Origin of the sequence: Flavobacterium sp. UW10123 (assembly GCF_040538975.1) — a bacterium.
Classification (GTDB): Bacteria; Bacteroidota; Bacteroidia; order Flavobacteriales; family Flavobacteriaceae; genus Flavobacterium.
The window spans coordinates 86,205-98,653 of record NZ_JBEWQE010000014.1; the positions used below are offsets into that span (position 1 = coordinate 86,205).

10 protein-coding genes are annotated in these 12,449 nt (G+C 33.5%); all 10 read left to right on the forward strand.

The window, feature by feature from the left end:
* Nucleotides 1-547: 547 nt before the first annotated feature.
* Nucleotides 548-1,372, forward strand: a complete 825-nt coding sequence (locus ABXT06_RS17045; protein WP_354591808.1) for a hypothetical protein — start codon at nucleotides 548-550, stop codon at nucleotides 1,370-1,372.
* A gap of 1 nt (nucleotide 1,373) precedes the next feature.
* Nucleotides 1,374-1,802: a hypothetical protein gene (locus ABXT06_RS17050; RefSeq protein WP_354591809.1), complete on the forward strand. Its 429-nt coding sequence runs from the start codon at nucleotides 1,374-1,376 to the stop codon at nucleotides 1,800-1,802.
* Nucleotides 1,803-1,972: 170 nt separating this feature from the next.
* The gene (locus ABXT06_RS17055) at nucleotides 1,973-2,539 is read left to right on the forward strand and encodes an REP-associated tyrosine transposase (protein WP_354591810.1); all 567 of its coding nucleotides are present in this window, start codon (nucleotides 1,973-1,975) and stop codon (nucleotides 2,537-2,539) included.
* Between the two features lie 149 nt (nucleotides 2,540-2,688).
* Nucleotides 2,689-3,552 carry a hypothetical protein gene (locus ABXT06_RS17060; protein ID WP_354591811.1) on the forward strand — a complete coding sequence of 288 codons (864 nt, stop codon included), beginning with the start codon at nucleotides 2,689-2,691 and terminating at the stop codon, nucleotides 3,550-3,552.
* Nucleotides 3,553-3,856: 304 nt separating this feature from the next.
* Nucleotides 3,857-6,685 (forward strand): TonB-dependent receptor domain-containing protein, encoded by a 2,829-nt coding sequence (locus ABXT06_RS17065; RefSeq protein WP_354591812.1) that lies wholly within the window; start codon nucleotides 3,857-3,859, stop codon nucleotides 6,683-6,685.
* An 83-nt stretch (nucleotides 6,686-6,768) separates the two neighbouring features.
* Nucleotides 6,769-8,247 (forward strand): G-D-S-L family lipolytic protein, encoded by a 1,479-nt coding sequence (locus tag ABXT06_RS17070; protein ID WP_354591813.1) that lies wholly within the window; start codon nucleotides 6,769-6,771, stop codon nucleotides 8,245-8,247.
* A gap of 241 nt (nucleotides 8,248-8,488) precedes the next feature.
* Nucleotides 8,489-10,000: a F0F1 ATP synthase subunit beta gene (gene atpD, locus ABXT06_RS17075; protein ID WP_177211683.1), complete on the forward strand. Its 1,512-nt coding sequence runs from the start codon at nucleotides 8,489-8,491 to the stop codon at nucleotides 9,998-10,000.
* Between the two features lie 82 nt (nucleotides 10,001-10,082).
* Nucleotides 10,083-10,364 carry a FoF1 ATP synthase subunit delta/epsilon gene (locus ABXT06_RS17080; protein ID WP_008465464.1) on the forward strand — a complete coding sequence of 94 codons (282 nt, stop codon included), beginning with the start codon at nucleotides 10,083-10,085 and terminating at the stop codon, nucleotides 10,362-10,364.
* A gap of 188 nt (nucleotides 10,365-10,552) precedes the next feature.
* Nucleotides 10,553-11,191, forward strand: coding sequence for an NAD(P)-dependent oxidoreductase (locus tag ABXT06_RS17085; RefSeq protein WP_354591814.1), 639 nt, complete (start codon nucleotides 10,553-10,555; stop codon nucleotides 11,189-11,191).
* 68 nt (nucleotides 11,192-11,259) lie between these two features.
* Nucleotides 11,260-12,396, forward strand: a complete 1,137-nt coding sequence (locus tag ABXT06_RS17090) for an aminotransferase class I/II-fold pyridoxal phosphate-dependent enzyme (protein WP_354591815.1) — start codon at nucleotides 11,260-11,262, stop codon at nucleotides 12,394-12,396.
* Nucleotides 12,397-12,449: the final 53 nt, after the last annotated feature.

Below are 12,449 nucleotides of genomic sequence, written 5' to 3' on the forward strand. Positions count from 1 at the left end.
AAAAAGATTTTATGGATGTTATTTATTATTATTACTATTTATTTTATACAAGAATACTTAAAGACAATGAGCCTCATTTATTGACTATCCTTGCTATTAGTGCTACGGAAGGATTTTTTCTGAATATGATTTTTGAGATTGTGCTAATTCTTTATGGATGTATTGAAACTAATATTATAATATGGTGGAGTATCATATTCATAATAAACATTTGTAATTATTTATATTTTTATAAATCTGGTAGGTCAATGAAAATAATCAAAGAAAAGCCGATGTTTTTTTCTAGCAGAAAAATTTCGATCTTTTTAACTCTTTTGTTTTTTATTGTTCTGGCAACATCAATAATTTGGGGTACAATTTTAACCAAATTTATTTTGCAAACTTATTGTAGATAATGAATAAGGTTTTTTGAATAAATTAAGATGAGGGGGTATCGTTACGTTTTTTTTAATATTTAAATTAATTAAAGCTGCATCGGTGTTTACAACTAGATAACAATATACAGGATCCTTTTAATACACAAAACTATAATCGTTATGGGTATGTGATGAATAATCCTTTGCGATATACAGATACCAGCGGAGAATTCTGGAATGTCGTTTTTGGCTATTTATTTGCTGCATATGTCAAAGGGGCTTATGAAAGTGGCGGGCAATTGAATCCTTTTAAATGGGATAATAATGCATGGACAAGTGTTTTCGCTGGTGCAGCATCTACTGTCGTTTCTCCTTATGCATCGTCGTACGCAACTAGTGTTACAAACAATTATTTAGAGAATTACAATAATAAACCTGCGTTAGAGCCAAGTGCTATTGGACCGGGATACAATTTTGAATCTTTTAGCAATAGTCAGGAAAACAATTTAGAAATAGGGGCAATTGGGGGGAATTTACAGAAAAATGATGACTCTGATTTTTCAAAAGAATTTCTAGCATTGAGTGTAGGAACTCTTAGTGAAAGTAAGTTTGAGGGAAGATATTATTTTAAAGGGACTACCAATACTTTTTTCGATTTAGGCAATGTTTCTAAATTTGGAACATATGGTTTAAATATTCTTGATGGCTATACTGTTTTTTCTGGATTCTATAATATTTTCCAAGCTAAATCGCACGAAGAAAAAATTGATGCAACTTATTCCCTAGGTTTTGACGGATTGATTATTGGAGCGGGACGCAAATGGCCATTAGTAGGAATAACAGTGGGGATTGGTAAGGTAGTTTCGACCACAGAGGTCTATAAACAAGGAATGATAGATGGAAGGAACAAGGCTTTTATTCAAGAGAATGGATATCCTGTAAACCATACAGCTACTATTAAACCCGACTCAGGAATGTATCGACAATGTGAAATATGCCCTTTAAAATTTAGATAAGATGAATGTTTATGATTATATTTTTTATAGAATGTATAAGTCAACTGCTAAAGTAAATGATTTATATCCTGAAATACCAACCATTATATTTCTCTCAGTTATGATATTCTTGAATTTAGGTTCCATTATGTTAGTTGCAGATGATTCTCTTGAAGATATAACGCTTAATGGGATATATTTTATTGGAACTGTGATAATGTTTTCTAATTTCTATTATTTTTTAAAAAATGATAAATATAAAGGGATAATAGAGGAATTTGATTCTAAAAAAAGAGTAGTACTGTTAGATATTTTAATTTTTATTTACCCTTTTGCATCTTTTTTTGTATGCTTTAAGTTGTTAAAAATGCCTAATGGTCCAATTAGTTTTACATTGATAGGCTTATTGTTGATTGAGATAATTAGTTTTTTTTGTGAAAAAAAGGAGTGAGTTGCTTTAGATAGAGGTTGATTTTATAGTAAGAATTACAGACCAAAAAGGAACTATTGTAAAAAAAAGATAGTTTGATGCCTGGGGTACCCCCCGCTCCCGCACGAATCCTTTCGTGTGGCATAATGGAAATAAATTGAAGTTTAAAATATGTAAGTACTTAAGAAAAAATGAGCAGAAATTATAAGTTTCATAATCCTGAAGGCTTGTATTTTATCAGTTTTGCAGTAGTGGGCTGGCTAGATGTGTTTACCAGAAATGAATATAAAGATTTGTTTTTGGAAAGTTTAGAGTTTTGCCAGAAAAAGAAGGGATTAGAAATTCATGCTTGGTGTATTATGACAAACCATGTGCATTTAGTTTTTCGAAGTATAACTGGACAAAATCCAGAATTATTGATTGGAGATTTGAAAAGATTTACTAGTCAATCTCTAGTCAAAAGTATACAAGAAAATCCAAGAGAAAGCAGACGGGAATTCTTGTTGGAGTTTTTTAAGAAAGAAGCAGAAAAAAGTTCCAATGTTAAGCATTATCAATTTTGGAGACATGATAATAAGCCAATAGAACTGTGGAGCAATAAAGTGATACGGCAAAAGATTGATTATGTTCACAATAATCCAGTTGAAGAAGGAATGGTTTATAAAGCAGAAGATTATGTGTACAGCAGTGCAATAGATTATTCTGGTCAAAAGGGACTTATTGATGATGTGGTAGTTTTTAGGATGTTTGATGTCTAACTGTTGTGCCACACGAAAGGATTCGTGCGGGAGCGGGGCTTAAGGAATTTAATAGTGCAAAGCTGGAATAGAAAGAATTAAAAGTTTGCTTTACTGGAAAGCTTAAAAATAATTTGTAAAATAATTTGTAAAATAAATAAACTAATAACATGAAAAGAATAAACTCAAAAATAATATCAACTTTATTTGTGTTGTTTTTTACCGCTTCAGTGTATTCACAAACTACTAATCATTTTGAATTTACATTAACAACACCAATGTTTGCAAACTCTATGCCCAATCAGGCAATAAATATTCAATTTCCAAGTGTTCGTTTATGGGGCTGGATTGAAGTTACGATTACTTCTTTTTATAATTCTCAATTGGGTACAGGAAAAGTTACAAAGCGATATGAGATTGGGCATAATGTAGGAGGGTATTTTAGTCAAAGTACTGAAATTCCAGAAGCATTTGGCGCTATTGCAACTCAATGGTACATAGGTGATTTTAATCATGATACTAATAGTATACCTATTTATCATTTAGTAAGCACAAATAATTTTTTAGTGATTAAGATTGAAGGTGTACTTACAGATCCAGTAAATATTGATTTAATTAAAACAACTACAACACTAAGTTCTATTGAAACAGCTGTATCTCCAAATGCTAGGCATTATAAGAGTATTATGCAAGATAGAGTGGGAATTGGAACAAATTCTCCAAAAAACAAACTTGATGTTAATGGTACAATTCATTCTAAAGAAGTAAAAGTGGATATGAATGATTGGTCAGATTTTGTGTTTAAAAAAGATTATAATTTGCCAACACTTGAAGAAGTTGAAAAACATATTGCAGAAAAAGGCTATTTAGAAAATATTCCAAGTGAAGCAGAAGTTTTGCAAAACGGAATTAATTTAGGAGAAATGAATGCTAAGCTGCTTCAAAAAATTGAAGAAATGACTTTGTACATCATAGAGCAAAACAGGCAAATTAATGACTTAAATAAAAGATTAAAAAAAGTAGAGTCAAAGTAATGTAAAACTACAAATATGTTAAAAAAGCGAGATTTAGGTCTCGCTTTTTTTTATTGTCAAAAATTTTTTTGAGTGTATGTATTTTTATGAATTTTTCAGTTTTTTGATAAAAATTTATATGTATGCATAGTAAATTGATTTTTCTTTACGTTTTCATTGTTTTTATTTTAATAAAATGAATTAGTGAATAGTTAAAATATTGTATAAAACTATGATAAATATCAATTTTATTTAACGTTTTTTTATGCATATTAAAATATTTATGTATTTTGGCTAGATATACTAACAAAAAAAACTAACCCTAATGAGAGTCTACTTGCTAATTATGTTGTTATTCAGCGGAATATCTTTTGCGCAGAATACAATAACAGGTTCGGTTACTGATGGTAACAAACAATCTATTCCAGGTGCTAATGTTGTTGTTGTAGGAGAAAATACTGGTTCTTCTACAGATTTTGACGGATCGTTTAAATTGACTACTAATGCTAAATTGCCTTTTTCGGTAAAGGTTTCTGCAGTAGGATTCGAATCTAAAACGGTAAGTATAACGGCGGCAAATCAAAAAGTAAATGTGATTTTAAAAGGTGAAGAAACGAAACTGGATGAAATTGTGGTTTCGGCGTCAAGAACACCAGAGAGAGTTTTGGAGTCTCCAGTAACCATTGAGAGAATGGGAGTTCAGGAAATTAAAAAAACAGCTTCTCCTTCATTTTATGATGGTTTGGAAAATATGAAAGAGGTTCAGATGAATACGAGCAGTATGTCGTTTAAGTCAATCAATACGAGAGGATTTGCTACGGTTGCAAATACTCGTTTCATGCAGCTGGTTGATGGAATGGATAATGCGTCTCCGTTATTGAACTTTGTTTTAGGAAATATGATCGGGGTTTCGGAAATTGATGTTCAAAGTGTGGAATTACTTCCTGGCGCATCTTCTGCTTTATACGGAGCCAATGCTTTTAATGGGATTTTATTTATGACAAGTAAAAGTCCATTTACAAATCAAGGTATTTCGACATATTTTAAATATGGTGCAACTTCGCAAGAAGCCGCGGGTACAAATAGTTTTTATGATTTTGGTATTCGATTCGCTCATGCTTTTAATAAATATTTTGCAGCTAAAGCAAACTTTACATACATGCAAGCTACAGACTGGTATGCTACAAATTATGATGATAAAACTAGAGCGGGTATAGACAGAACAGACCCTAGTTACGATGGAATAAACGTTTATGGTGATGAAGCTGCAACAAATATTAAAGGTGTGGGTCAGAAATTGGAAGCAATGGGATTGATTCCGGCTGGGGCATCAAATCTTTTGCCTAATTCTATGGTTAGTAGAACAGGGTATAATGAAATTGATTTGACAGATAACAAAGCAGCCAATAAGAAAATTGATTTCTCTTTGCACGGAAGACCTTTTGGAGATGAAAGATTAGAAATTATCTGGCAGAGTAAATTTGGAACTGGAAATGCAGTTTATCAGGGAGCAAATAGATATTATTTAAATGACTTTTTTATGCAACAGCATAAATTAGAATTTAAAGGGAAAAACTTCTTTTTAAGAGGTTATATGACTGGTGAAGATGGAGGCCACTCTTATGATATGATTTTTACAGGTATCAATGTAAATAGAAAATGGAAAGACGATAATACTTGGTTTGGTCAATATGCAGGAGCATTTATTCAGGGAACTTTGGCAGGTATGACGCCAGAACAAGCTCATGCAACTGCGAGATCTACGGCTGATACAGGTCGTTTTTTACCTGGTACGGCAGAGTTTAAAAATGCATTTAATCAGGTTATAAGTGATCCAGATGTTTTAACAGGGTCAAGATTGGTGGATAATTCGAAAATGTATCACTCAGATGCAAATTATAATTTCAGAGATATAATAAAATTTGCTGAAATTCAGGTTGGAGGTTCTTTTAGAGCGTATGAGCTAAACTCTCACGGAAGAATCTATACTGATGCCAATAGTCAGATAAATTATAATGAATATGGTGCATATGCGCAATTGATGAAGAAATTTATGGATGATAGATTGAAGTTTACGGGATCTCTTCGTTATGATAAATCTAAAAACTTTGATGGTAATTATTCTCCGCGTTTATCTCTTGTTTATTCTGCTGGAGAAAAAAGAAATCATAATTTCAGAGGATCTTTCCAGACTGGATTTAGAAATCCAACAACTCAGGATCAATACATAGGATTTAATATCGGGAATGCAGTATTACTTGGCTCTGCTCCTGATAACTTAACAAGATTTAATGAGACTTTTAATCTTAGTGCAGAAGGACAGGCGTATACGGGAAGTCAAACAAAAGTTATGAATGGTAATGATGCTTATGGGAATTCTTACATAGCAAGTTCGGTAACTGCATTTTCTGCAATGGCAGGAACAGATCCAGTTGCAGCAGCAGCACTGTTAAAAAAATCGAGAGCGAATTATGTGAAACCTGAAGAAGTAAAAGCCTTTGAGTTAGGATATCGTTCTGTTTTTGAAGGTACATCGATAGATCTTAATGGTTACTATAATATATATAACGATTTTATTGGTAATTTAAATGTAGTTTCTCCTTTCTACGGAACTGCTCAAGATAATCCGAATATAGCTGCAGGAACTTCTGATCCAGGTGTTCAGTCCATTAGAGCACTTCAAAACGGAGAATATAGAGCATATCAATTATATACTAATTCAGATGTAGAGATACATTCATTAGGCTTTGGAGTTGGGCTTTCTAGAAAAATAATTTCTGACTTTGAATTAGGGGTAAATTACAATTATGCTCAGTTTGATTTTGATCAAGCAAAAGATCCAAGTTTTGAGCCTGGGTTTAATACACCGAAACATAGAGTTAAAATGTCAATTGGAAATGATAAGCTGTTTAAGAATTTCGGATTTAATGTAAGCGGAAGATGGAACAGTGAATATTTATGGCAAGCTGGTTTTGCTGATGGTATAATTAAAGAGGCAACTGTAATTGATGCTCAGATAAATTATGGAATTCCAAAATTAAAATCAGTAGTAAAACTAGGAGCAGCTAATATTGGCGGAAAAGAATATTACCAAGTAATTGGAGCTGGATTAATCGGACAGCAGTATTTTGCTTCTTGGACTATTAACCCATAATCAATTGTAGTTCTAAGTCAAATTCATTATTTATGTTTCTAGACGCTTAGTTTGGAGGCAGATAATTATAAAAATTATAAATTATGATAAAAAATTTCAAGTGGCTTTTATTGGTTTCGTTAACCTTTATGGCTTGTAATAGTGATGATAATACCTCAGAAGTAATTGACTCGACTGATGGTTTGCCTTTAACTTCCGGTTCGGCTGATTTTGCTAAATATGTTGCTTTGGGTGATTCCTTTGCGGCGGGTTTTAGTGATAATGCTTTGTTTATCAAAGGCCAGCAAGGAGCATATACTAATGTCATTGCGCACCAATTTGCTTTAATAACTAATGCGACTTTTAATACGCCATTAACCAATGATAATATAGGAGGGTTGTTGTTAGGGGGGAATGTTATTAGTGGGCCACGTTTGTATTTTAATGGGAAAGCTCCTGTTCCTGTAGATGGAGTGCCAACAACAGAAGTTACTACGCATCTTTCGGGTGCTTTTAATAATTTGGGAGTTCCTGGTGCGAGAAGTTATCATTTGGTTGCTCCTGGTTATGGTAATGTGGCTGGAGTAGCAACAGGGAAGGCTAATCCGTATTTTGCAAGATTCGCAAGCTCTCCAACTACAACAGTCTTGGCTGATGCAATTGCACAATCTCCTACTTTCTTTTCTTTATGGATTGGAGGAAATGATGTTTTAGGATATGCTACATCAGGAGGTACAGGAAAAGACCAAACAGGTAACATGGATCCGTCAACTTATTCGGGCAGTGATATTACAGATCCCACAGTTTTCAAAATGGTTTATACCAATATAATCAATGGATTAACAGCAAAGGGAGCAAAAGGCGTAATAGCAAACTTGCCAAACATTACATCGTTGCCTTATTTTACAACTGTTCCATATAATCCTGTAGGGTTAACCGCAGAGAAAGCTGCTCAATTAAATGCGGGATATGCAACTTACAATGGAGGCTTGCAGCAATTGAAAGCTTTAGGATTAATAGGTGCTGACGAAGTTGCAAAAAGAACAATAAACTTTGTAGTTGGAAACAATGCTGTAGTGATTGAGGATAGTTATTTAACTAATCTGTCAGCTTATGGGCTTCCTTCGTACAGACAGGCGACAAAAGATGATTTAGTAGTTTTAACTGCTATGAACTTTATAGGGACACTTGTTGGTGAAGATCCAACAAAAGTTAATGGGGTTTCGGTGCCTTTAGCAGATAAATGGGTATTGAGTAAAGATGAAATTGCGGAAGTGGCTAAGGCTACTAAATCTTACAATGAAACTATTGTCGAAGTGGCTGTAGCTAAAAATTTAGCTATTTTAGATACGGAAACTCTAATGAAGCAAATTGCAGGCGCTGGAATTACGGCTAATGGCTTTACAATGAAGTCTACATTTGTTACAGGTGGTACATTTTCTTTAGACGGGGTTCATCCGTCGCCAAGAGGATATGCCTTGATTGCTAATAAATTCATTGAAGCTATCAATGCTAAGTACGGATCAAACTTAAATGGAGTAAACATAGGTAACTATCCGGTTATGTTTCCTAAAGTGTTATAATTATAATAAAGCCAATTTTTTTAGTAAAAAAGTCACTCATTTTTAAAATATGGTGACTTTTTTTATTATGTTAAAATTTGCTTTTTTAGTTGTTTGGACCCCAACTTTTATGAATCAAACAAAATCATGCTATTTTTTATGAAAAAAAAATTGATTTTATATTTTAAAAAATTATCTTTGCGCTCTGAAAAAAGAGGTATTTTCGATAAACCTAAATAGCTATTTAATAAATACATAAGTAATGTCAAAAGTAATAGGAAAAGTTGCTCAAATCATTGGACCAGTAGTAGACGTAGTTTTCAACGGTAAAGATGTTGAACTTCCAAAAATTTATGATTCACTAGAAGTCACTAAAAAAGACGGAACAATTTTAGTTCTTGAAGTACAATCTCACATTGGAGAAAACACTGTTCGTACGATCTCTATGGACTCTACAGACGGTTTGTCTAGAGGATATGAAGTAGTTGGAACTGGAAATCCAATCCAAATGCCAATCGGTCCAGACGTATATGGACGTTTATTTAATGTTGTTGGAGATGCAATTGATGGTTTAGGTGATTTGCCAAAAACTGGAGAAAACGGTCTGCCAATTCACAGACCAGCACCAAAATTTGAAGATTTATCAACTTCATCTGAAGTTTTATTCACAGGTATCAAAGTAATCGATTTGATCGAGCCTTACGCAAAAGGAGGTAAAATTGGATTGTTTGGTGGTGCTGGTGTTGGTAAAACAGTATTGATTCAGGAGTTGATCAACAATATCGCAAAAGGTCACGGTGGACTTTCTGTATTCGCTGGAGTAGGTGAAAGAACACGTGAAGGAAATGACTTGCTTCGTGAGATGTTAGAGTCAGGAATTATTAAATACGGTGATGATTTCATGCACTCTATGGAAAATGGAGGATGGGATTTATCTAAAGTAGATATGCCAGGAATGAGAGAGTCTAAAGCTACTTTCGTTTTCGGACAAATGAATGAGCCACCTGGAGCTCGTGCACGTGTGGCGCTTTCAGGATTATCTATCGCTGAGTATTTCCGTGATGGAGCTGGATCAGACCAAGGAAAAGATGTATTATTCTTCGTTGATAACATCTTCCGTTTTACTCAAGCAGGTTCTGAGGTATCAGCACTTTTAGGACGTATGCCATCTGCGGTAGGTTACCAACCAACATTAGCAACTGAGATGGGAGCTATGCAAGAGCGTATTACATCTACAAACAAAGGATCTATTACATCTGTACAAGCGGTTTACGTTCCTGCGGATGACTTAACTGACCCTGCGCCAGCTACAACTTTCGCGCACTTAGATGCTACAACTGTATTGTCTCGTAAAATTGCTGAGTTAGGTATCTATCCTGCGGTTGACCCGTTAGATTCTACTTCAAGAATTTTAACTCCACACATCTTAGGTGATGAGCACTATAACTGTGCACAAAGAGTTAAAGAAATTCTTCAAAAATACAAACAATTACAAGATATTATCGCGATCCTGGGTATGGAAGAGTTATCAGAAGATGATAAACTTGCAGTATCTAGAGCACGTCGTGTACAACGTTTCTTGTCTCAGCCATTCCACGTAGCAGAGCAATTTACAGGTATTCCAGGTGTATTAGTTGATATTAAAGATACTATCAAAGGATTCAACATGATTATCGATGGTGAGTTAGATCACCTTCCGGAAGCAGCTTTCAACTTGAAAGGTTCTATTCAAGATGCAATCGAAGCTGGAGAGAAAATGTTAGCTGAAGCTTAATATAAATTATGAATTATGAGTTATAAATTATGAGTTTCTGCTCACTTATAACTCATAACTTATAACTCATAACTCAAAAAAAATGATTTTAGAAATAGTATCACCAGAAGCGAAATTATTTTCAGGAGAGGTAACATCAGTTAGCTTACCAGGAGTTAATGGAAGCTTTCAGATTTTAAATCATCACGCCCCAATTGTCTCAATTCTAGAAGAAGGGACAATTAAAATTGCAGCTCCAAGCTTCAGTTTTTCTAAAGAGGCTGCTGATAAGTTTACGAGAGTTAATGACCAAACTTATACTTTAGGGATTAAGTCAGGAACAATCGAGATGAAAAACAATAAGATAATTGTTTTAGTTGACTAAAACAATTTCAAAATAAGCTAAAAAGCCAGACAGTATTGTCTGGCTTTTTTTATTTTCTTACTTTTGAACTATTAGAATCTCTTTATAAAATATTTGGTCAATTGTAAAGGCTAAGGAAGCTTTTACGCTTTGTTGCATCTTTAATGATGTAACATGATTTTTTATGTCAAATTTTATAAAGAAAATATATGAAAAATATATCAAAAGTTGCTGTTCTTGGCGGTAACGGAAGAACAGGGAGATATCTAGTAAATCAGTTACTAGAGAACGGATTTAATGTAAAACTTCTATTAAGAAATCCGAACAATTTTACTATTCAAAATTCAAAAATAGAAATCATCAAAGGTGATGCAATCGATAGTGAGTCTATAAATTTACTGCTCAAGGATTGTCAAGCAGTGATATGTACTATTGGTCAGAGGCTAGGAGAACCCATGGTAGCAAGTCAGGCAACAAAGAATGTTCTAAATGCTATGAATACATATGGAATTGAGAGATATGTTCTACTTGCTGGACTGAATATAGATACTCCATTCGATAAAAAGAGTTCAAAAACAATGATGGCAACCGAATGGATGAAAACTAATTTTCCTGAAATTCAGAGAGACCGACAATTTACTTATGATCTTTTAAATAGCAGTACGGCTAATTGGACACAGGTTCGTGTTCCGCTAATTATTTTTTCTGATGATAGTCATGAAATCTCTGTGAATCTTGAAGATTGTTTAGGAGATAAAATTACGGCTTTTGATATTTCGAAGTTTCTTGTCAAAGAATTGGTTGAGTCAAATTATGTTAGACAGTCACCTTTTATTAGTGCTATTTAAATTTAGAAAATGGCGGGTTGCTTATAATCCGCCATTTATTCTAATTAGAATTGCATAACTTTGTTTTTATGGAACTGCCTGAAAATCTTAAATGTAAAATAGAAAGCTATAAACAGAAAAATCTGTTTAGAAAATTGCCTGTGTTTAATAATCTAGTTGATTTTTCTTCTAATGATTATTTAGGATTCTCTAAATCGGAAACTATTTATAAACATACTCATGCTTACTTGTTAGAAAACGAAATTTTTCAAAGCGGGGCTACGGGATCAAGATTGACGACGGGAAATCATTCGATTTATCAAATTACGGAAACTTTTATAGCGCAATTTCATGAAGCAGAATCAGCTTTAATCTTTAATTCGGGTTACAATGCCAATTTAGGTTTTTTTAGTGCTGTACCGCAAGAAAATGATCTTGTTTTGTATGATGAATTGTGTCATGCTTCTATAAAAGATGGAATTGGGATGTCTAGTGCTAAATCGTATCATTTTATCCATAACGATTTTGAAGATTTGGAAAAGTATATTCTTAAATTTCCAGATACAACAATATACATTGTAACAGAAACTGTTTTTTCTATGGATGGTGATAGTCCGAATTTAGAAGAGTTGGTGCAGCTTTCAGAAAAATACAATTGCTATTTGGTTGTTGATGAAGCTCATGCTTTGGGGGTTTTTGGTGAAAAAGGAGAAGGACTGGCTCAGTATCTGAAATTGCATAACAAGATTTTTGCTCGAATTGTAACTTTTGGAAAGGCTCTAGGTTGCCAAGGCGCGGCAATTTTAGGAAATATTGAGCTGAAAGATTATCTAGTTAATTTTGCTCGAAGCTTTATATATACAACTGCTTTGTCTCCTCATGTTATTACAACAATCTTTACAGCATATCAGCAATTGGAAATTGAAAAAGAGTCTCTTGAAAAGCTTCGTAAGAATATTGTGTTTTTTAATCAGCAGAAAAATTTACTGGGATTAAAACCAATGTTCGTTCACAGTAAATCTTCAATACATTCTGCAATTGTTCCAGGGAATGATAATGTTGGAAAGTTAGCAGAAGAACTTCAAGATAAGGGATTTGATGTGCAAGCCATTCTTTCGCCAATTGTTCCAGAAAATCAGGAGCGAATACGTTTTTGCATTCACAGTTATAATTCACAGGAAGAAATAAATGAAGTTTTAGAGTTAGTTAGAGATTTTGTTTTTTAATTATGAGCGAAAATTTAAAAGTAGCATAAAATAAGAAACCCATCTTTGCGATG